The sequence below is a fragment of the Aquimarina ulvae genome (genome assembly GCF_053613295.3).
In genome coordinates, this window is sequence record NZ_JBSIBP030000014.1 from 112102 (window position 1) to 133011 (window position 20910).

Consider the following 20910-nt stretch of genomic DNA (forward strand, 5'->3'; position numbering starts at 1 on the left):
TTGATATATGACGTAAAAACTGAGGATTTATTACTTCAATCAAGCCGGGCAAGTTATGCAAATTGTAAAAATGCAGGAAATCCTTTATAAAAATTTAACGCCTCAAATAGTCTACAGTCCATCCATATAACTGATTAACAATACTTAATAACGAATACTCAGTAAGTAATTAACATAATATTAACATTTAAAGAGACCGAAAAATATATTTTTCAAAATATAAAAAAATGACAACCAATACTTCATAATTATAATCCAGACAAAAAAATTCAAAAAACTATTTAAGTAAACGAGTGTCAAAGTTAAAAGGTTCGATTTCGATTAATTTAACCAAATCAAAATCGGGGTGTAATGGATTGATGAGAAGGTTTTGTTCTCTGGGTACAATAATACTGGGGACTTTTAATCCTAAAGATATATTTTCTGATATCCAGTTCATGGCGAAATGTTGAATTCCGGTTGATGGTGGAATTTTATTCCAATCCTTCGGTAACTGTTTAATATCTAATGACGTGGTTAATTCATCAGGGAGCTCTATTGTAGCGATTGCCATATTATCTGGAAAATATGCAGCTGGTAAGTGTGCTAACACTTCTAAAATAGAAAGAGCAGCCGTAGTACTTGTATATAAAACTGCTATGCCTTTAGGATTCCATCTTCCTCCAACAGTTTTAGCACCAATTCCTGTTAAATCTTTTATATATTTTTGTTTTGCTATTCTATATACCAGCATTATGCAAAAATTCCATGCTCAATACGGACTAATTCTTCATTTAACAACTGGAATCCAAATGTTGTGTCAAGAAGTTCTTTAGGTTTTTTAGTTGCCAATGCTACATTAGGATGCTCCATCCATCTTTTAAAACGATCTAAGTCTCCAAAAATATTTTCTCCTTTGGCATAAAGTTTGGCAAGTTGTAGCGCTTTGGCACTGGCTTCGGTACTTAATTTTTTCTTTAACTCGTAACGCTGTATCGTACGTTCTGACAAATGCAATACGTGTGCTAGCTCACTTAAGTCAAAGTCAATGGTTTTTGCCAGATGTAATAATGCCTTTTTATCTATCCCATTTCGGGATAGCTCTATAAAATCATATACATTATGTAATGGAATATCCAGATTTAAGTATCGTAACAATCCTTGACTCTCTAACTCATCATAATCTAACGGTGACACTGCGCTCATAATACTAAAGAATTTATTATGACAAAAATACAAAATAAAATGACAAATGACTAGGTTATTCTAAAATTAAATCTAATTCTTTACTCATGTTGTTTAAACTAGCCTCCATAGATCTAATAGCTATAGTAGAAAGATATCTTCCCAAAGGTAAAACAGGTTTTATGGCTAACTCACTTTGGTTTGTGCTATCCTTAAATACTTTGGTTGTCTGGGGTACTATTGCAGTAGGTTTCAACTTAATCACATAGTCATTCCCCAACCTTTTCATAATTTCTTGTGTATGACCGTATCGTACGTTTCTCAGAGTAGTCAATGGAGCAGCAAATTGTGTGCTCGTTTTTGCAATCTTCCGTTTCTCTTCGTTAGTAATTACCAAATGTTTCATTTCTATTTTATCCTTTAAATCAGGAAAAGAATCACTTAGCACCTTTTTAAAAACTTCTTCGATACCTCTGGAAACCCTCCCACCAATATTATCGTAATATCCTGCATCTGCATATTGATCAGACTCTGGTTCTTTTGTGCCTGAAACCCTTCTCACTTCTCCTACTGGTGTAATAAAAGGAAAACTAGCGTTGATTCGCATTGCTGTAGAAAGTGTAATAGAGCTATCCGGGTAACTGGATTTTACATTGTTTAAAAAATCATTCATCCCCGTTAGTGGTCTTACATGTGAATATTTCACAGGGCTTATAATATTATAGTTTCCTGTTTGCGTATGTGTTGTATTTATTAATAATAAAGGAGGGATTTTTTGATTGACATCAATAGTATTTTCAAGAGAAGCATGCTTGTAAAAAGACAAGAAATCTCTATCCAGTAATCCTTGGCCTTTAGCATCATAGAAGTATTTTTTGTGAGCTTGATTCCATTGTTCTTCTAACAGTTGCCCTCTATTTTTAAAATTAAACAAACTGGTGACTTCTTTAAACAAGTCTCTACCTAGTAAAGACAATAACGCAACAGACAAATAGTTTTCTTTATAAATAGCACTTGCTTTATATCGTAAGGTTGGATGCTCAGTATTTGTAGTAAAGCTAAATTTAGCCGTGCGATTAGTTAAATTAGCATTTTGAGCCTCCGCAAAAAACATAGAGTTACCGACACTCCCACCAGAGGCACCTGTTAAAGAAAGTAGATTTTCATCAAAATAAGCTCCATCCGACTTTTCATACAAATAGCTATGCACCAAAAATGACCAAAGTCCAGCTCTAGACCCTCCTCCTTCTGCAGAAACCATAATTACAGGAAAAGTATCTATACTTTTTCTAATAGTATGTTCCCTGCTTTTTAACCAAGAATACATATAAGTATCCAATAAAGGTCTTTTACTAGAAGTCTCCAGCAAATTAAGCTGATAATGGTCTGAAGTATCTGAAAAAAATCTTGCCGAAAAAATACAAAATACACTTATAATAGAAAGAAGCGGTAACCGGATTTTTTTTCCTAATAAAATCAGAATAAAACAAAGCATAAAGAGGCTCAATAAGGATAAAACCAATATAGATAAAGGATTAATTCTACTAGCCAAATCTGGATTAAAATTTAAAACTAAAAATGTGAATAATAGCATAAATCCAAGACCTAAAATCGTTCCATAAAATAGCTTCTTAGAAAAATCTTTCAAAAACCTATAGCTATTAAATGACAATGTAGAAAATAATAAGGCTAAAGCACAGTTGGAAAGAAATAGATTGCCCAAATCCTTTTCTGCTTGCGTATTTAATGTTCCTAACGAGATGATCAAAATCATTAAACCAATAGAAACCCCAAAGAACACAATTGTTGTTTTAGCACTCCGATCAAGAAACCTCTTTAATACTTTGTACAATCTAGGCTCTGATAAGGATAACAATATAAAAATGATAAGAAGTAGCGTATTTGTCGGATTGAGAAACTTTGTATAGGTGTTTTCTAAGCCAAATGACTCCATAGCATGAAGAATACTGAGAGCCGATATAACTAATAATAAAATTGCTAAAATTCTGGGTAATGTTTTTCTCATATGTATTCTGGTCATATAAGGATAACTAGCAGCTTCCGTTCTGTCCTGAAACTTGTAATGCTGATTTGGGATAAAACCTATGAGGTTGGAAATAGAAATATTTTTGTAATTGTGGTAATAGAAATATTTCGGAGCGTTCCATATCAAAAATGCCGAAGTTATAAGTAAGCCAAAATATAAAGGAACTTCATAAAAAAAAGCATCCGCCTGATTGAGAATCAGTAACAAATCAACGGTTTGAGGAAAATACCATAAGGTAAAATACACAAGTAGAATAAAAAAGATGCTAATAATATTATTAGTTAGCTCTCTAAGAAGGTTTTTAAACCAAATACTGAAGTCCTGAAAAAATAATAACAGTTTAATCATCATCTCTATCAAATTTAAAACTAAATATCATTAAATCATTGATTAATTTTAAAATAACTCCCAAAAAAAAGTGCATTGCATTTTTAGTGCCAAGAAGTAAAAAGCAACAAACTAACACTCAATATGTTAATTAAACTGTAAATTTTAACATTTATCTAAACACCAGTGTTTACAGGTCTAATGAGAAAATTTGGAAAACAACCTCTTACTAATCAATATTTAAATTAAAAAAAGTGAACTTTTATCACAATAATATTGTATCTTGTCGTAGATTATATGTTTTACAACGACATAAAAGCAAAATAAGTAAGAAAATACTTACTTTTTAAATTACAGTTTAACCCAAAAACTGAACCTTATGAAAAAATTACTACCCCTATTCGCATTATTTTTTGCAAGTGTAACATTTGCAAATGTAAAAATTGACATTTCTTATAAATTAATGTCTGTTACAGAAAATACCGTAATTAACGGTTTAGATGAAAACACAGAAGAAGGTGTAATCTTTATAACAGAAAGCTTACATCTCGAAAATGGAGTTCGTATAAAGATTAGAAATGCCTGTTTGATCATCTTAGGAGATATTTCAGGAAACGGAATTCTAGATGTTGATGAAACAGCAACAGTTACCTTAGAAGGAGAGAAAAAAGGAAGAGTTACTTTTATTGACAGACTTCTGGCAGATGCTACTTGTCAACAAACTACCGGTCTCCAAACATTTAAAAGTATCAAAGACGTGCCCCAAGGTCTTAATTATAGTCTTTATACATTAACAGGAAGATTATTAGACCACGGTAAAATTGATGATTACCTTCATAATTACATAGATCCCAAAACATATTTTATTAAAATTGAAGGATATAAACTAAAAAAAATCGTTTTTAAAGGTTAAATCAATCATAAAAAGTAAGGTTTTATGATAGCACGGCAATTATTGTCGTGCTTTTTTTATGTTAATATCTTTAGTGTTTTAGAGTCCTATAAAATTTAGGTTTGTTCCAAACAAAGCAATATTTTTGGAATTAAATGATTCTATATGATTTCTGTACCTACAGCATTATCAATAATCTCAGGAGTATCCTATATCCCTAAAATAAGAACCGTTTTATTGAAGAATGCCAGTGGGTTGTTTCTTGGTGAAGATATTGTCTCTCCTCTTAATATGCCCCCTTTTCGTCAATCTGCTATGGATGGATATGCACTATTACTTCACAATGAGAGCACCTACCAAATTATTGGTGAAGTAAAAGCCGGAGATGCACACGATTATAATTTAAAACCAGGCCAAGGTGTACGTATTTTTACAGGAGCCAGAGTTCCAGATAATGCAAATACCATCGTGATTCAGGAAAAAACAGACAGAACAAATGATACCCTTGTAGTACACGGTGGCATCCGAGCAAATCAAAACATCAGAACTCTAGGAGAGCAAATAAAAAAAGAAACTACCGCACTAACTAAAGGAACGAAGTTGACTCCTGCGGGTATTGGGTTTCTCTCGGGATTAGGAATTGATAGCGTACAAGTTTATAAACCACCCAGTGTAGCCATCATAACTACTGGTAACGAACTTGTATCACCTGGAGAAAAACTAAAAGAAGGAAAAATTTATGAAAGTAATTCCATACAATTAGAGGCTGTACTGCACCAATTACACATCAAAGAAATTAACAAATATGTTGTAAAAGACGAATACGAAAATACAAAAGCAACAATACAACAAGCTATACAAAATAATGATCTGGTTCTAATTAGTGGAGGTATTTCTGTAGGAGACTATGATTTTGTAAAAGAAGCTTTGTCCGAATTAGAAACTAAAGAATTGTTTTATAAGGTTAAACAAAAACCAGGAAAGCCCTTGTTTTTTGGCGCCAACGATAAAACCATGGTTTTTGCCTTACCTGGTAATCCTGCTTCTTCCCTTACTTGCTTCTACATCTATGTGCTACCAATTATACAAAAAATGATGGGCAACAGCATTACAAATGGTCTTAGCAGAGCTATGAAATCTATCACTTCAGGTTTTACCAAGAAAGGAGATCGCGCACAGTTTCTTAAAGCACAAGTGATGGAAGAAACTGTTACGGTTCTCGAAGGTCAAAGTTCTTCTATGTTATATACGTACGCTGTGGCAAATGCATTGGTTTATCTTCCCGAAAATGTAAGCAACATTGAGAAAGGTAGTACAGTTGAAACCATTTTGTTACCTGAATGATTTATTTTATTTTCTCAAAAGAATAAGCCTTCACTTTAAACTTAAAACAATATTTTATTTAATTTTTGAAAACTTCTTAAAAATTAACTAAAGAGTTTTTTATTTACTTATTTCGTTATATCTTACAGGAAATAACGCTTTTTATGTACCATATTAAAAGTAGGATTTGGATTGAAGGAAAAGAAGGAGTTTTTCTTGGTGAAGGAAGGATTAAAATCTTGAAAGCAATTATGGCAGAAGGATCTCTTTCTAAGGCTGCAAAATCATTAGGAATGTCTTACAAAAAAGCTTGGAATTTAGTAGACTCTATAAACAAAAATGCATCTGCTCCAGTTATCATTACCAACACAGGAGGTAGTGGTGGTGGTGGAACAAAGATCACCAATTACGGTATAAAAATGATTACTGTTTTCGAAAACATTAATAAAAACTGCTGGGATTTTCTGGACCAACAGCTAAAAGAGAACCAACCTTGATGCAAAATAAAAAACAGGACATAACAGGAATCATACTTGCTGGTGGTAAAAGTAGCCGAATGGGTCAGGATAAAGGATTGAAACTACATAACGGCCAGCCGTTTATACAACATGTTATAACTGCAATGCAAACTAGTACAGACAAAATACTCATTATTACCGGGAGTACAGATTATGAAATGTTCGGTTATCCTTGCATTCCAGATAGCATTCCTGATCAGGGACCTGTTGGCGGTATTTACACAGGTCTGAAACACACAGATACCGCACATAATTTAATTCTAAGTTGTGATGTTCCTTTTGTTACTACAGCTGTTCTTAATAATCTTATTGCTGAATATGAATCTGGCTACGATGTAATCGCCTATGAACAGGTTCCTCTGGTTGCATTGTATAATAAATCAGTGCAAAGCAATTTTCTTGAAAGTATAGAAAAAAAACGCTTAAGCCTTAGAAAAACACTTTCCACCTTAACAGTAAAAAGTATACCTATTAAAAAGAATATTAAACACTACATCAAAAACATCAATACACCTCAACAATATAAAGAAGCAATACAATGAAATTAAAGGTTTTATATTTCGGAATGATTGCGGAAACCACTAACTGTAAGGAGGAAACAATCACATTAGCACCTGGCAGTAACGTGGATCAACTAGAAACGTTGCTAAAGAACAGATACAAAAATTTACAAAATTTATCATTCAAAGTAGCTATAAATCAGGAAATTTTGGCTAATGAAACTATACTTAGTCCAAACTGTGAAATAGCATTATTACCCCCTTTTTCTGGAGGATAAAGAAAATAAAACATGAAAAAAAGAAAAACAGTTTTTATAGAAGGTCCTATTAGCTCCAATTTTATTGCTAACGCTATTGAAAAACATCAAACCAAAACCACGATTGGTGCGCATGATATATTTTTAGGTCAGGTAAGGGCAGACGAAATTGATGGTAAAATTGTTCAGGCAATTGACTATTCGGCGTATCAGGAAATGGCAGAAAGTAAATTTCACGAAATACGCGAAACTACGTTTAATAAATATGAGTTGACCTGTATGCATATTTATCATAGTTTAGGGAAAGTAAAAGCTGGTGAAATCTGCCTTTTTGTATTCGTTTCTGCACCACATAGAAAAGTTACTTTTGAAGCACTTGAATATTTAGTTGAAGAAATAAAAAAAGATGTTCCTCTATTCGGAAAAGAAATTTTTGAAGATGCTACCCACGTTTGGAAAGTTAATAAAGCATAACTTATTGGAAATTTGAATTGTTTACCTATATGAGAGCCCTCCTGAAAACAATTTAAAAATAAACAATTAAACTATGAAACGGTAAACAAAAGACAACAAATATGGTAGATATTACACATAAAAACAACACACTCCGAACTGCTGTAGCTCAGGCAGTAGTAAAAGTAGGAAGTACTGAAACCATAGAAGCGATCGTAACCAATAAAATTCCAAAGGGAAATGTTTTTGAAATGGCAAAAACAGCCGGGTTGTTTGCTGTAAAAAGAACCAGCGATATGATTCCTGATTGTCATCCATTGCCGATTGAATATACAGGTGTCGATTACAAAATCAATGCCTTGGAAATCCATATTGAAATGACCGTAAAAACAATTTATAAAACAGGCGTAGAAGTTGAAGCCATGCACGGTGCATCTGTTGTTGCTCTTACGATGTATGATATGCTGAAACCGGTGGATGCAAATGTAGAAATCCAATATATTAAATTGCTTCGTAAAAGAGGTGGTAAATCTAGCTATAAAGATAACGGAGAACCGTTTTCTGCCGGAGTGATTGTTTGTTCTGATTCGATAGCTGCAGGACAGAAGGAAGATAAAGCCGGTAAAGCAATTATTGCTAAGCTTAAAGAATGTAGTATAACTACTGAAGAATATAGAATAATCCCTGATGAAGTGGATCAAATCCAGCAGCAAGTAAAACTATTAAAAGAAACAGGTCACGATCTCATCATCTTCACTGGTGGTACAGGGTTGTCACCTCGTGATGTAACACCAGAAGCCATTTTACCATTAATCGAACGTCGCATTCCGGGAATTGAAGAAACGATACGTAGCTATGGACAAGATAGAATGCCATATGCAATGCTTTCCCGAAGTGTTGCCGGAGTAATTGGAGAATCAATAGTACTTGCATTACCAGGTTCTACTAATGGCGCTAAGGAATCCATGGAAGCTATTTTTCCAGCTGTACTACATACCTTCAGAATTCTGAAAGGTGCAAAACATGATGAAAATTAACTATCACTAAGTGAATACGGAAAATCAGCACATACTAACAGATAATTTTGGGCGCAAGCATACGTATCTAAGAATTTCACTTACAGAAAGATGTAACCTGAGATGTACTTATTGCATGCCAGTTCAAGGCAATCCTTTAAGCCCCAAAGCACACTTGATGACTGCTGATGAAATCTATACCATTGCTAAAGAATTTGTCATTCATGGAGTAAACAAAATCAGATTAACCGGTGGTGAACCGATGGTAAGAAAAGATTTTCCTTTGATATTAGCAAAACTTGCCAGCCTGCCTATCGAGCTTGGAATTACCACAAACGGAGTGCTAGCAGATCGTTTTATCCCGCTTTTAAAAGAAAGTGATGTTAAAACAATTACCATCAGCATAGATTCACTTTCTAAACATAAATTTCAGAAAATCACACGTAGGGATGAATTTGTTCGAGTTTGGAACAACATACAGCTTTTTCTAAATGAAGGTTTTAAAGTGAAGCTGAATATCGTTTTGATAAAAAACTTTAATGAAGACGAAATCATCGACTTCATTAATCTTACCAAAGATAAAAAATTGATGGTACGCTTTATAGAGTTTATGCCATTTGATGGAAATCAATGGAATATGGATAAATTAGTAACCCAACAAGAAATATTGGATAAGGTAGATTATACATTTCCGCTGCAATTACAACGACTAACAGATTCACCAAACGACACCTCCAGAAATTATAAAATCGAAGGATTTATGGGAAGCTTTGCTATTATAAGCTCTGTTACGAACCCTTTTTGTGACACATGCAACCGCATACGTGTTACAGCAGATGGTAAATTAAAAAATTGTTTGTTCTCTGCTAACGAATTTTCGTTATTAGAACCTCTTAGGAACCAAGAATCCATAACTCCTGTGATACAATCTGCTCTGGCTCATAAGTTTGCGACCAGAGGAGGAATGGATACCCCTGATAAATTAAAAAACCCAGAATTGCATTCTAAAAACAGAAGTATGACCAGCATCGGAGGTTAATTTCTAAATCCGCTTTTGATATACATTTCCAAAAAAAACTTTATATTTAAACATATATCCTAGTAAGACCCCAAAATTACCTTATTGGATGACGAACTATAATGTGTGATCTTGGTCCAAAAATTCATCTATGAATCAAAAATATTGGTTAAAATCTGAAGCTGCCAAGTACACATTGTATGGAGTATTATTCGGTTTTATGTTTCCTATTATTTCGACAAGCATAGATATGACAAAACTAGGACTTGATTTTTCCTGGGAATCGATTGTTTTCGTTCAGAAAAAATACCCCATTCATTACATTATCGATACTGCTCCTCTATTTCTTGGTCTCTTTGCAATGTTTGGAGGACGCAATCTGGATAAGCTAAAAGAAAAAAACAAGCAAATTCTGCAAGCCTCAAAGTTTAAGCAGGATTTCTTAGCCAATATGAGTCATGAAATCAGAACGCCAATGGTAGGTGTTGTCGGTATGATTGATTTACTTTTCAAGAATACCGAATTGAATGATCTGCAAAAAGAATATGTAAGCACTATTCACCAATCTTCACTAAACCTATTAGATATTCTCAACCAGGTATTGGATTTATCTAAAATGGAAGCAGGTAAATTTACCTTATTCCCTAAAACAATTAATTATAAAAAATTAATTACCCAAAACCTTGATCTATTCTTGGCAAACAGCAAAGCTAAAGGAATCTACTTGACTGCTAAATATGATGATGTACTTCCAGAGCAAATTTATGCAGATGATAACAGGTTAATGCAAATTTTATCAAACCTCATAGGAAATGCCATCAAATTCACTAATGAAGGTACAATCACCGTAAAATCAACATTGGTTTCAAATAAAAATGAAGAACTAATTATTAAAGTTGAAGTTATTGATTCTGGCATTGGTATTAGTAAGGAAAATCAGGAATCACTTTTTAATCGATTTAGTCAGGTACATAATAATGCCATTTTGGTGGGAGAAGGAAGCGGTCTCGGACTTACTATCAGCAAGAAGTTAGTGGACTTAATGGAAGGGAAATTAGGCGTAACGAGTGAATTAGGAAAGGGTAGTAATTTTTGGTTTACTTTTAAAACCCAGATATCCGATGAGAAGATTTCTACTATAGAAAAAACCTTTGATAAGAGTAACGATCAAAAATTTGAACTCCACGTGTTGCTGGTAGAAGATTCTGACACCAATATATTGGTATCCAAACAAATTCTTAAATATCTTGGATGTAGTGCTGATGTAGCAAAAACGGGCCGTGCAGCTATAGAAATGTTTGAAGAGGACGTATATGACCTTATTTTAATGGACATTAATTTACCAGATTTGGATGGTGTAGAAACATGTAAATTGATCAGAAAAGGATACAAAAAAGTACCGCCAGTAATTGCAATCACCTCTAACGCACTACCCGGAGATGCAGAACGGTTTATTGCTAAAGGTATGGATGACTATATTACCAAACCTTTTACTACAGAAGTCCTCAATATAAAGCTAAGAAATTGGTTTGGAGATCATGGTGGATATCATTAATTTAAAAACTATTCTTCTACGAATCCCCAAAGCACGAAATGCTACCTAATATACTGTTAATTATCATATTGCAAAATAGCCTGGTCTTTGTATTTGGGTTTCTAAATGATAGAAAACCAATATAGAATTATCTTTATTTTTTAACTAATGTATACCTAAACTGATTGGTAATTTTAGTATCTTGTATAATCAGCATTCCATCCCAACCCTAATAGGAATGTAATTATTAACAGAACGAATATGATATGGACAAAAAAAGTATTTTTTTACAAAAAAAAGGAACTTCCTTTTTATTCTGCTTATTTCTAATTATTGGTTATACCAGTAATCTACGTGCGTTTGGTTTTTTTCAGGATACCACTATCCAAAATGATGCAAGCTATAATGAATACAAAGGTATTGTAATAGATGAAGATTCTAATGACCCCCTAATTTCTGCAACAATCGCATTGAATGGAACTAATATCTCGACTATTACCAACAGTGAAGGTGAATTTTTATTAAAAGTTCCAAAAAGTAATGCTAGCGCCAACATAACGATATCATTTTTGGGTTACAAAGATAAGGAGGTTTCACTCTCCACTTTAAAAGGTAACAAAACAAAAATCAAACTCATTTCTTCTATAACCGAACTATCAGAAGTAAATATCGATCCCACTGATCCAGAAGCTCTTATCAAAGCAGTTATGAAACGTCGCGGTGCAAATTATCAAAGCGACCCAACTATTATGACGGCTTTCTATCGTGAGACTATTAGAAGGCGAAGAACCTATGTATCACTTTCTGAAGCGGTAGTAGATGTATATAAAAAGCCATACATTTCTGGTAAAAATGACATCATCAAATTATACAAAGCAAGAAAAAGTGCTGATTACAAAAAACTAGATACATTAACCCTAAAATTACAAGGAGGGCCATCGAGTACGTTATTTATTGATGTTATGAAAAATCCTGACCTCCTTTTTACAGAGGATATTCTTAAAATCTATGAATTTAGCTTTGATAAATCTACCAAGATCAATGACCGATATATTTATGTACTTAACTTTAAACAACGTCCAAATATCAAGGATCTTTATTACTATGGAAAATTATATATCGATTCTGAAACATTGGCATTAACTAAAGCTTCATTTAGTTTAAACCTAGAAGATCGGGATAAAGCCAGTAAATTATTCGTGAGAAAAAAACCAAATCGAGCCAAAGTATACCCTACGGTAGCAACCTATAATATGAATTATAGAGAAACCGATGGTAAATGGTATTACGGATATGGAAAAATTGATTTGGTTTTCAAAGTAAACTGGAAAAAGAAACTATTTAATTCTACCTATAAATTAAATATTGAAATGGCGGTTACTGATTGGAAAAAGAATCCTGAAGATGAAAACATAAGGTTTAAAGATCGTTTAAAATCAACTGTAGTAATCAGTGACGAAGCGGATGGATTTTCTGATCCCGAATTTTGGGGTGAATATAACGTAATTGAGCCAGAAAAATCGATAGAATCTGCTATTCGTAAAATAAAGAAGCAATTAGAAAAGGTAAATTAAAATTTTTACGGTTAACTAAAAGAGGCTGAATTCTAAATTGAAAATCAAAGAATTCAGCCTCTTTTTTTATGATAAATAATGGCTACTGATATCAAAATCATTACATTTACAACTGAAGGCAAGCATGGGTTTGTCACATCTTTTCTTATTAAAAGTCTTTAAAGATTGTAAATTAAAATGTATCACATGAATCGCATTTGGTGTATCGTCTTTTTTGTAACCATGTCTACCACACTTTGTGCTCAGAAAAAGTTAACTCGCAAACGGGCTCAGGAAGATTTCAAAATTTTTCAAAATATACTGGAAAAAGGACATCCTTCACTTTATGAATACATTAGCGAAACCGATCTTGATTCCCTTTTTAGTGTTGTCAAAGAATCACTATCGGAAGATATGACCACTGATATCGAATTGTTTAAAAAAATGCAACAAATTACAGGTCAGGTCAAAGATGGTCATTTAATGCTTTTTGCTCCAAACACCCTTAATACTACACAATATTATTTTCCTCTGATACTTAAGATCATTCAGTCAGAATTCTATATAGACACTGATGATTTTGGGATTCCCATAGGATCTAAAGTTATTCGCATTAATGGTAAATCTTCATTGCACATCCTAGAAGCTTTAAAAAAATACGTTCCTACAGATGGACACAATCTAACCAGAAAATACAGGGATATCGAATTAAAGTTTGGACTATTTTTCATGTATGAATATGGTGTATCCAGAGAATACACGATAGCATATATAGAACCTGATGGTACCAAAAAAAACATCACATTGCAAGCAGAATCTTTTGTCAGTGTAAAACACCGAAACGTTAACCGTAATTCTTATTTCTCTACCTATCATAAGGAAGAGGATAAAGTTGCCTTTTTTTCAAAACACATCAATACCAAAGAACCTTTTGTATACTACCGAGAAAATTTTAAAACTGCTATTTTAGTTGCCAACTCTTTTGGCGTAGACATCCAGGCATTCAAATCTCGTTTAGTAAAGCTTTTTAAAGAGATTCGTAAAAAGAAAGTGAAACACTTGATTATTGATATTCGTAATAATGATGGCGGTTTCAGGCCTAATTCTGTACACCTCTTTTCCTTTTTAACGAATAAACTATTCAAACAAAGAACCAGTGCTTTTGTATCCTCATTAGAAATTATTGAAAAACAACACGCAACGAAAACTTACGGTGAGAAAGAATTCTTAAGAGATAAATTTTATAATCATCCAGAATATGATGGGTGGAAACTAAATTTTGATGACCTCGAAACCATCATGGTTCCCCAAAAGGAAAGGTTTAAAGGTAATGTATATATTCTAGCTGGAGGTACTACTTTTTCAGCCGGATCTGCATTGGCATTATTGGCCAAAAATGATCCTGATATTCTTCTGGTTGGAGAAGAGACAGGTGGTGGTTATTATTTTCATACTGGTCAGTTTCCGGTATATTATAAACTCCCCAATTCTAAGATCATCATGATAATGTCTATGGAAAAAATAAGCCATTATGTAAAGGACAAAACCATACCAGAAGGCTCTGGGGTCTTGCCGGATCGTATTATACAACTTTCTGTAGAGGATTTGATACAGGGCAAAGACAGTCAGCTGGATTATATTTTGAGATTGATTGAAGGATGATGAAATTATATAATATCCTATTTCAATATTCTCTGTAGATTGTACAGAGTTAGAAACACCTCCTGAAGACAACACGCCTCCAATTCCTAAACTTCAGAAATAATGACTTTTGTAAGTAGGATTATAATTTATCGCCGTATTACCAATGGGATAGGCATTGGATCTAATTCTTACTTTCATAGCACCTCGACTGGCAGAGAATTCTGCTACCAGAGATTCTCCTGGGTCCAATTCTACACGTACTCCAAAGGTAGATCCTACTGTAATTGATTTAGATTCCGGCTCTCCAGGACTGACTGTAGGATAATGAAATTTCTCCTTCTGCTCCAGCTCCAAGAAATTTAACTCCGTAAGTAAAATTTTGACCTATGGTAAGTGTTCCTCCTGCACTCACATTAGAGGATGTTATATTATTTAATGATTCTGATACCGCCACATTAAATATTCCTTTTTTATCACTACTATTCGTAAAATCATGTGTTTTTACAAGCACCGGTTCCGAAGTGATTCCTAATATTTCGGTACTCTGCACCACCAAAACCATCTGAACTTGTGGCCAGTTATACGTTTTATACAAATCCTCTCAAGGAGTGGGACTACGGAGATAGGCATCGTTTGGAGATTTTCCAACATACTTTTTCACCGCATCTTTTAATTGTTTATCCCCAAGTTTAAACGTTGTTTTTTCTTCATCTGTGAGTACATGTTGAGCTGAAACACTTGCATTTACGCTTGATGTTGTCTTATCTTGCCCCGGCAACGATACTAATACTAGCACCCTTAATGATTAATTTTAAGTCAGAAAAATTGTCAGTACTTATTTTTTGTATTCATACAAACTAACCTAAAATGAACAAGATATATAGCAAATGGTTTTCCTTATTTTCAGAGAAAAATAGGTTTATGACTCCTTTTATGTAACAGAAAGGTTAAGCAATAACCACCAAATGTTTCATAAAGCGTTCTGGATTCGTGCTATGATCTGAGTGTTGCTCCTGATTAATAGGAACTAAAATCCGAGTATACGATTTTTAAATTTCAAGAGCATAATAACTGATGTACAGTTACAATTCTTCAAGCAACAATTTATAGTCATATTGTAAATCTTCGTGCAGTGTAGATATAATCTTTTTAATACTAGTAATTTGTCTATCGTAGAGTCCAGATAACACGCTGTTATTTTTCATAGAAGGGCGCATCTTTTTTAGTTCTGAACAAAAATGAAGTAGCACCTCAACCTCGGTCTCTTTTTTACCAGAATATCGAATAAACTTTTTACTCGTTCGCAGTATTTTACGAACACTTTTTTTTATATAATAGTAGTTGGTAGTATTAATGCCACTAAATTCTTTGGTAATTTCTTCTTGTACTTCGGCTATATAATTATCTTCATCAGCAGCTTCGTAAAGCAGGTAAGTAAGTAATTCTTTGTTTTCCTTTTTGAATTTTGATAATCGTAAACAAAGTGCTACCAGTTCCTGTTGTGAGCAATTATTTAGTACTGTTTTTAACTCTCTTACCGTAGCCGCTTTCATAGTAGATCTGTATGTTTATAATTACTGCGAACTTAGGAATAAAAAATTAGATGGTAGCATAGTTACCAGTATGACATCACGAATAAATCAGGAAGAACGCATTACCGAACCAAATAAAAATAATCCCACTCTTAACCACAAGTTTGACAGCTCGTCGTGAATAGCTAGAGATTCGAATCATAATCGATCAATAGTACCAAGTTTCCCTAAGGATTCGGTAATATCTTCATTGGAAAACAGCGCATCTACAACTTTACATCGTAACTGGTTATTTACTATTTATACCCCTTCTCTGATTATCCCGCTAAGTCAGGAGACTTCGCGGAGCGGGGTTCTTCTTGTAAAAATTCTTAATTTGATTGTCTACACAACTACAAATATCATTACTCAAAATCTCCTGTATATCTTGGCTTATAGCAAATTGAAAAAACAGGATTACAAATAAAAATACATATCTACTTACTAACTTCATTATTTTTTAAGCTTCGCACGCCAGCGTTGTTTTACTTTACTATAGGTATAATCTTCTAATTTATATAATTCTTCATCAACTTTCAATAACCAATCACTACTAGGTACTGGCATAGCTACTTTGATATGCCTTACATTGTTTCCAATAGGTACTATATATCTCTTGATACTTATCAAAGTTCTTAATCTTTTTGTTTTTAAGCTCCTCAAAAGATTTACGCATTTTTCTGGCAAACAATTCTGCTATATCAAAATGCAATTGCTCACGAGCTAAATGTTTGGGGTCTTGCTTATTACCTAACCAAGACTTATTCTTATAAAAGTAAGTTGCAAGATTCATTTTTAAATAATTCACAATATTATTCTTTTCATCTACAATTACTTCTTTTGGTAAAATCTCTATTCTATAAGTTGTTAATGCATTTTCAACGTTAAATGGATCAATTTCCTTAACCAATTTAAAATCTTCTGGCTTTAAAAAGACACCTTCTTCCCACTGAATGATATTACTATCAACAACGATATCTTTCTGGCCAAATACTATGGATGTATATAAAAATGTAATAAATAGTATCCTAATCATACTTGTAATTTTATAAAACCAGCTACATCACAACAACATAACTGGTCTTTACTATTATTTATTTCTTACTCATAACACTGCGAAGTTAAAAACTATCGCAGAGCCTAATCACTCTTCGGAGAGCTGGGATATTTTAAATATAATTCTGTATTCTAAACGATAGAATAAATAACGCTAATAAAACCAATGAACTGGTAATTAACATAAGAAAGCCTGCTAATTCTTTCAATTTACTTCTTTTATAGTTTTTTGAAAGATCATTCTTTTTAAGATAGTTCAAAATAACCTTTTTATTACTACTAAAAACTAATAAAGCAAGGATTCCTAAAATTCCATATACTAAAAACTTATTGTCTTGGCTTACAAGTCTAAAGTGAATTAAAATATTAGCAACTACAGCTGCAAGAATGAAAAACAAATAATAGTTTAATAAATAAATTATTTTTTGTTTCCACTCTATAGGTGCTTTTTTCTTTTCCATAAACATCATTCCAGAATAACAAATTTTTAACCATTTTAATAACATCAATCAAATATTTTATGTTCTCCAAATTTATTATCTAATTTTTCACTAATATCAAATGAATAATCAAGCACTCCATAAATCAGAATTCCAACTCCTACAATGACTGCCGCAGGTGCTGATACTATGGCAGCAATGCCGCCAACAACTAATAAACCAGCGTCAACTGCACTTGAAGTATTAAGATACCCATCAGACCCATCTAATACGATATTTCCAGCAGTTAGTACACTTCCGACAATTCCAGCTTTTCGTAAAAGCTTGGTGCTCTTCGATAATTTACCCGCAGAAAAATATTTTTTTAAAGCCTGACGTTGGACACCTGGTTTTGGTATAGCTATTCCAGAATTTCGAGCTCCTTTATATGTTTTATAATATGCTTTATTAACATTTTTATAAAAACCACTATTATAACCATGTTTGAAACTAGTAAGACCTGCTCCTAATAGTATGTCATTTAGTCCTGTATAGTTGTGTTCTATATATCCATATGAATCTAATATAGTCCTAGACAAAGAATCGGCATATTCTCCTGAATTTATTTGACTAGCAATATTAAGTGCCGCTCGTTTATAACTATTACTATCACCATTTATAACAGTCACTTGATCTAATTGAGTAAACCCTCCTTCATAGCCAAAAAGAAGTTCTCCATTATCAAAAGCTCCTAGAAGCTCCCCTGCAAAATTAAAATGTTCTACTATACCTCCTTCGTTATAGGTAGCACTACCATGATCTGGGATATCATTCCAATCAATCGTTACAGTATTACCCTCTATCAACCCTAATGGATCACTATACATAATCGGATTGTTATACCCAAACCTAAACGGTGTTAAGTTCGGCGATATTTCTGCTAATGGATCCGGCACCACAAAACGTCCCAGTGCATTATCATAATGTCTAAAGGTGAGTTCGGTCATGTTATATCCAAGAGATTGGTTTAATTCCTGACCATTGTATTTAAACTGGTGTTCTCTGCCAGTTATGGTGTTATTGTACCCTTTATGTTGCAGGCCAAATGGGTAATAGTTAATGCGTTTTTTTAAGCGGTATCCTACTTTTTTCAAGATCACTACCTTCAGCTAAAAGCTATTTTTTTAAGAACGTTCTTTCTATCGTCTATCTTTCTTGCACCGCTAAAATAATCATTTGTGTTTTACTTACATTACGGGATTGTGTATTTTACTAGCTAACTTCTAAAGCCAGCCGCATCATCAAAGCTATCTTTACATAATTGGTAGTTATATGCGCTCTTCGCATACTCAGGGCAGATAACGCAATTATATAAAATAGCCACGCGCAGACTGCTATAATTGAAGATTTTGACTTCTAACAAGCTGCTTTTACAAGATATATTATAATATTATACCGATATAATCGTGTCGTAGACTCGATCCCAAGCATTGTGGGGTCATTCAATCGCCATTAAGGCTAGTATTTTAATAAAAAGCGGAAGATCCGCGCCACAGCAACCGCACTTCCGTTTTTCTCAAAATATTTCCCGTTTGAGTAAGAACGATTGATCTTAAAGCTGAAGTGCGCAACGGCAGTTGTGGCTGACCTTCAGCTTTAAGATTAATCATAGCCTAGTGGCAACTGAACGAAGCTGCGTTGCACGCAAAAACAAAGGCGTAGCCAAAGCGGAGAGGAGCAGCCGACACACAAAAAGGAACGTAGTGGTTTTGTGTGCCACAGGATTTTTATTTTGTCAATTGAAAAATAATAAGCAATTCAAAATATACATCCTGTAGGCTGCGACCAAGCGGCGTAGCCAATGAAGTAGCGGTTTTGTATAACTTAACTCATAGCGTTAGCGTTCATTAATATACAAAAGAGAGCTGCGGGTGATAGAGGAAGGAGTCACGCGAAGATCGGTAGTCGATGCTGACGACTGGAAGTGAGGAAGTATTGACGGTGTGGAGCTTTTCGCGGAACAACCGACGAAGCAGTGAACGAGTGACAAAGGAACACCTTATAACAGCTTATTACAAAAGCCCTTTTCGGGCTGATGTGAGAATAACTAATTGGAGCAGAGCGACTCACCTGGCTTTTATCTATGAAAACAAAAATCCCGAACCTTGCGATTCGGGATTATATTTCTAGCGAGCTGCGACCGAAGGAAGCAGCGAAGCTTTTCAAGGTTTCTTTTTAGGGTTTTGCCAAGTATTGAATACTGAGTAAATGATCACTTTACTTTCTATAATTTCATAAACCACTAAATATGGATATTTTTTTATCCAAGCTTCTCGATAAGGTGGTCGCTTTACAGGAAAATGTTTTGGATTAGTTTGTATTCTGTCAATATAAATATCTAAATGTTCTAAAAATCGTTCTCCTAAATCTACTTGTTGTTTTTCATAATAAAGGTAAGCTTTGATTATTTCCAGATTAGCTTCGTCCTTAATCTCTAATTCATATTTCATTGAGCAGCACCTCTAGCATTTTGCTTTACTTCTTCCCAAGTAAATGATTTACTTTCTCCTTTTAAGTGACGTTCTCTACGCTCATCCAGTATTTTATAGTGTTCTTCTATCAATGTAAGTTCGTCTTCACGATAACTTTCCATAACAGCTTTTACTATTTTTAATAGGCGCTCATCTGCTGTATTTACATATTGGGATATAAGATCCCTTAACTCTAATGCTCCCATAATTCTCATTTTTACATTCATAACAAAGATAGTTTATAAATTATTATTCTAGTTTTTTAATGTATCGGATGGAAGTTGTTGACTATTTCGTGTAGGTTCTCTAAATCATCTTGTAAGTATCGTTCTGTAGAACTGATGTATCGATGTCCTGCCAGATACTGTACTTTTCGTAAATTGTATTGTGATAACCAATTCGTAATAACACTGGCGCGGATTTGTTTGGTACTGCTTACTTTTTGATTGTATCTTTTTAATTGTTTCATAATAGTTGGTGTCATCGTAAAACGATCTGTATAAGGAAAAAGGTATTCTCTGTCTTCATAGTTCTTAAGTCTTTTTACTAATTCTTTTCGAACATCGTTTTGGTATTCAAGACAACTCATCATTTGCCAAGGTTTTAGTTCTAGTTCTCGTGCATTGCTTTTCTTTCTGCTAGGAACATAGAGTTTGCCTTTATGGATTTGCAAGTGTTCTTGTTTTAGTGATTTTAAATCTTCAGTTTTTAAGCCTTGATAGACCATAAATCCAACAATCATTTTATTACGTTTTGCTGTATAATATTGATAATTATTTGTGATATTGTCACTTTGGTAACTATAGTATAAATCTTCTAATTCTTCGGGGTCTAATAAAGTATAATTGATATCTCTTTGTACGCCTCTGATAATCGTATCTTCGATGGGATTGTCTGCTCTTTGGTCTGTTGCAGTCAAATAGGTAAGGTAACTCTTTAGATACCCTACACTATGATTCACCGTGCGTTTACTTACTTTTTTGCGTTGCAGATATTTTATGTATTTCATGCAATTTTTATAATCAATCGTATCTGGTGTGGTATGATTTCTTTTACACCATTTGATAAAGTGCTTAGTTTCTTTATC

The 20910-nt window shown here is 33.5% G+C and carries 24 protein-coding genes; 11 read left to right on the plus strand and 13 right to left on the minus strand.

Annotation, left to right across the window (positions count from 1 at the left end; translation table 11 throughout):
* Positions 1–277 precede the first annotated feature (277 nt).
* Genes ACWGOQ_RS21470 through ACWGOQ_RS21480 form a run of 3 tightly spaced genes read right to left on the minus strand, consistent with a single transcriptional unit; the run spans position 278 to position 3562 of the window.
* Positions 278–733: an RES family NAD+ phosphorylase gene (locus tag ACWGOQ_RS21470; RefSeq protein ID WP_452059739.1), complete on the minus strand. Its 456-nt coding sequence runs from the start codon at positions 731–733 to the stop codon at positions 278–280.
* A complete protein-coding gene (locus ACWGOQ_RS21475; protein WP_452059738.1) occupies positions 733–1185 on the minus strand; it encodes an Xre family toxin-antitoxin system antitoxin in 453 nt (150 codons plus the stop codon). The genes ACWGOQ_RS21470 and ACWGOQ_RS21475 overlap by 1 nt, the downstream gene beginning before the upstream one ends.
* Before the next feature lie 55 nt (positions 1186–1240).
* Positions 1241–3562, minus strand: a complete 2322-nt coding sequence (locus ACWGOQ_RS21480) for a patatin-like phospholipase family protein (RefSeq protein WP_452059737.1) — start codon at positions 3560–3562, stop codon at positions 1241–1243.
* A gap of 355 nt (positions 3563–3917) precedes the next feature.
* Between ACWGOQ_RS21480 and ACWGOQ_RS21485 the strand changes: the two genes are divergently transcribed.
* The 11 genes from ACWGOQ_RS21485 (at position 3918) to ACWGOQ_RS21535 (ending at position 14264) form a co-directional block, all read left to right on the plus strand.
* Complete coding sequence (locus ACWGOQ_RS21485; RefSeq protein ID WP_452059736.1) at positions 3918–4451, plus strand: hypothetical protein; 534 nt, start codon at positions 3918–3920, stop codon at positions 4449–4451.
* A gap of 144 nt (positions 4452–4595) precedes the next feature.
* Complete coding sequence (locus ACWGOQ_RS21490) at positions 4596–5774, plus strand: molybdopterin molybdotransferase MoeA (protein WP_452059735.1); 1179 nt, start codon at positions 4596–4598, stop codon at positions 5772–5774.
* 143 nt (positions 5775–5917) lie between these two features.
* Complete coding sequence (locus tag ACWGOQ_RS21495) at positions 5918–6250, plus strand: winged helix-turn-helix domain-containing protein (RefSeq protein ID WP_452059734.1); 333 nt, start codon at positions 5918–5920, stop codon at positions 6248–6250.
* Positions 6250–6813: a molybdenum cofactor guanylyltransferase gene (gene mobA, locus ACWGOQ_RS21500; protein WP_452059733.1), complete on the plus strand. Its 564-nt coding sequence runs from the start codon at positions 6250–6252 to the stop codon at positions 6811–6813. The genes ACWGOQ_RS21495 and mobA overlap by 1 nt, the downstream gene beginning before the upstream one ends.
* On the plus strand, positions 6810–7049 hold the full coding sequence (locus ACWGOQ_RS21505; RefSeq protein ID WP_452059732.1) for a MoaD/ThiS family protein: 240 nt from the start codon (positions 6810–6812) through the stop codon (positions 7047–7049). The genes mobA and ACWGOQ_RS21505 overlap by 4 nt, the downstream gene beginning before the upstream one ends.
* A gap of 12 nt (positions 7050–7061) precedes the next feature.
* Positions 7062–7502: a molybdenum cofactor biosynthesis protein MoaE gene (locus tag ACWGOQ_RS21510; RefSeq protein WP_452059731.1), complete on the plus strand. Its 441-nt coding sequence runs from the start codon at positions 7062–7064 to the stop codon at positions 7500–7502.
* A gap of 101 nt (positions 7503–7603) precedes the next feature.
* Positions 7604–8518: a bifunctional molybdenum cofactor biosynthesis protein MoaC/MoaB gene (gene moaCB, locus ACWGOQ_RS21515; RefSeq protein WP_452059730.1), complete on the plus strand. Its 915-nt coding sequence runs from the start codon at positions 7604–7606 to the stop codon at positions 8516–8518.
* Between the two features lie 10 nt (positions 8519–8528).
* The gene (gene moaA / locus ACWGOQ_RS21520) at positions 8529–9536 is read left to right on the plus strand and encodes a GTP 3',8-cyclase MoaA (RefSeq protein ID WP_452059729.1); all 1008 of its coding nucleotides are present in this window, start codon (positions 8529–8531) and stop codon (positions 9534–9536) included.
* 130 nt (positions 9537–9666) lie between these two features.
* Positions 9667–11070 (plus strand): ATP-binding protein, encoded by a 1404-nt coding sequence (locus tag ACWGOQ_RS21525; protein WP_452059728.1) that lies wholly within the window; start codon positions 9667–9669, stop codon positions 11068–11070.
* Between the two features lie 245 nt (positions 11071–11315).
* Complete coding sequence (locus ACWGOQ_RS21530; RefSeq protein WP_452059727.1) at positions 11316–12623, plus strand: carboxypeptidase-like regulatory domain-containing protein; 1308 nt, start codon at positions 11316–11318, stop codon at positions 12621–12623.
* 186 nt (positions 12624–12809) lie between these two features.
* Positions 12810–14264, plus strand: coding sequence for a S41 family peptidase (locus ACWGOQ_RS21535; protein ID WP_452059726.1), 1455 nt, complete (start codon positions 12810–12812; stop codon positions 14262–14264).
* 93 nt (positions 14265–14357) lie between these two features.
* Here the strand turns inward: ACWGOQ_RS21535 and ACWGOQ_RS21540 are convergent, their stop codons facing one another.
* The 10 genes from ACWGOQ_RS21540 to ACWGOQ_RS21585 all read right to left on the minus strand — a co-directional run.
* Positions 14358–14600, minus strand: a complete 243-nt coding sequence (locus tag ACWGOQ_RS21540) for a hypothetical protein (RefSeq protein WP_458202864.1) — start codon at positions 14598–14600, stop codon at positions 14358–14360.
* The gene (locus tag ACWGOQ_RS21545) at positions 14536–14841 is read right to left on the minus strand and encodes a hypothetical protein (protein ID WP_452059725.1); all 306 of its coding nucleotides are present in this window, start codon (positions 14839–14841) and stop codon (positions 14536–14538) included. Before ACWGOQ_RS21545 ends, ACWGOQ_RS21540 begins: the two co-directional genes overlap by 65 nt.
* A 6-nt stretch (positions 14842–14847) precedes the next feature.
* Positions 14848–15042 (minus strand): hypothetical protein, encoded by a 195-nt coding sequence (locus ACWGOQ_RS21550; protein WP_458202865.1) that lies wholly within the window; start codon positions 15040–15042, stop codon positions 14848–14850.
* Between the two features lie 286 nt (positions 15043–15328).
* Complete coding sequence (locus ACWGOQ_RS21555) at positions 15329–15799, minus strand: hypothetical protein (protein ID WP_452059724.1); 471 nt, start codon at positions 15797–15799, stop codon at positions 15329–15331.
* Positions 15800–16370: 571 nt separating this feature from the next.
* Entirely contained in the window at positions 16371–16853 is a 483-nt protein-coding gene (locus tag ACWGOQ_RS21560) for a hypothetical protein (protein WP_452059723.1), read from the minus strand.
* Between the two features lie 133 nt (positions 16854–16986).
* A complete protein-coding gene (locus ACWGOQ_RS21565; RefSeq protein WP_452059722.1) occupies positions 16987–17334 on the minus strand; it encodes a hypothetical protein in 348 nt (115 codons plus the stop codon).
* 44 nt (positions 17335–17378) lie between these two features.
* The gene (locus ACWGOQ_RS21570) at positions 17379–18446 is read right to left on the minus strand and encodes an RHS repeat-associated core domain-containing protein (protein ID WP_458202866.1); all 1068 of its coding nucleotides are present in this window, start codon (positions 18444–18446) and stop codon (positions 17379–17381) included.
* Positions 18447–19514: 1068 nt separating this feature from the next.
* The gene (locus ACWGOQ_RS21575; protein WP_452060382.1) at positions 19515–19802 is read right to left on the minus strand and encodes a type II toxin-antitoxin system RelE/ParE family toxin; all 288 of its coding nucleotides are present in this window, start codon (positions 19800–19802) and stop codon (positions 19515–19517) included.
* Positions 19799–20050: a hypothetical protein gene (locus tag ACWGOQ_RS21580; RefSeq protein ID WP_452060381.1), complete on the minus strand. Its 252-nt coding sequence runs from the start codon at positions 20048–20050 to the stop codon at positions 19799–19801. Before ACWGOQ_RS21580 ends, ACWGOQ_RS21575 begins: the two co-directional genes overlap by 4 nt.
* A gap of 35 nt (positions 20051–20085) precedes the next feature.
* Positions 20086–20910 (minus strand): tyrosine-type recombinase/integrase (locus ACWGOQ_RS21585; protein ID WP_458202867.1); only part of this gene is annotated, 825 nt, incomplete at its 5' end.

Bases quoted from the DNA above. Each gene is read 5' to 3' on its own strand.
- ACWGOQ_RS21525 (WP_452059728.1), top strand. From the start codon at position 9,667: ATGAATCAAAAATATTGGTTAAAATCTGAAGCTGCCAAGTACACATTG.
- ACWGOQ_RS21490 (WP_452059735.1), top strand. From the start codon at position 4,596: ATGATTTCTGTACCTACAGCATTATCAATAATCTCAGGAGTATCCTAT.
- mobA (WP_452059733.1), top strand. From the start codon at position 6,250: ATGCAAAATAAAAAACAGGACATAACAGGAATCATACTTGCTGGTGGT.
- ACWGOQ_RS21565 (WP_452059722.1), bottom strand. From the start codon at position 17,334: ATGGAAAAGAAAAAAGCACCTATAGAGTGGAAACAAAAAATAATTTAT.
- ACWGOQ_RS21530 (WP_452059727.1), top strand. From the start codon at position 11,316: ATGGACAAAAAAAGTATTTTTTTACAAAAAAAAGGAACTTCCTTTTTA.
- ACWGOQ_RS21470 (WP_452059739.1), bottom strand. From the start codon at position 733: ATGCTGGTATATAGAATAGCAAAACAAAAATATATAAAAGATTTAACA.
- ACWGOQ_RS21555 (WP_452059724.1), bottom strand. From the start codon at position 15,799: ATGAAAGCGGCTACGGTAAGAGAGTTAAAAACAGTACTAAATAATTGC.
- ACWGOQ_RS21560 (WP_452059723.1), bottom strand. From the start codon at position 16,853: ATGATTAGGATACTATTTATTACATTTTTATATACATCCATAGTATTT.
- ACWGOQ_RS21485 (WP_452059736.1), top strand. From the start codon at position 3,918: ATGAAAAAATTACTACCCCTATTCGCATTATTTTTTGCAAGTGTAACA.
- ACWGOQ_RS21475 (WP_452059738.1), bottom strand. From the start codon at position 1,185: ATGAGCGCAGTGTCACCGTTAGATTATGATGAGTTAGAGAGTCAAGGA.
- ACWGOQ_RS21495 (WP_452059734.1), top strand. From the start codon at position 5,918: ATGTACCATATTAAAAGTAGGATTTGGATTGAAGGAAAAGAAGGAGTT.
- ACWGOQ_RS21505 (WP_452059732.1), top strand. From the start codon at position 6,810: ATGAAATTAAAGGTTTTATATTTCGGAATGATTGCGGAAACCACTAAC.
- ACWGOQ_RS21510 (WP_452059731.1), top strand. From the start codon at position 7,062: ATGAAAAAAAGAAAAACAGTTTTTATAGAAGGTCCTATTAGCTCCAAT.
- ACWGOQ_RS21575 (WP_452060382.1), bottom strand. From the start codon at position 19,802: ATGAAATATGAATTAGAGATTAAGGACGAAGCTAATCTGGAAATAATC.
- ACWGOQ_RS21580 (WP_452060381.1), bottom strand. From the start codon at position 20,050: ATGAATGTAAAAATGAGAATTATGGGAGCATTAGAGTTAAGGGATCTT.
- ACWGOQ_RS21535 (WP_452059726.1), top strand. From the start codon at position 12,810: ATGAATCGCATTTGGTGTATCGTCTTTTTTGTAACCATGTCTACCACA.
- ACWGOQ_RS21480 (WP_452059737.1), bottom strand. From the start codon at position 3,562: ATGATGATTAAACTGTTATTATTTTTTCAGGACTTCAGTATTTGGTTT.
- moaCB (WP_452059730.1), top strand. From the start codon at position 7,604: ATGGTAGATATTACACATAAAAACAACACACTCCGAACTGCTGTAGCT.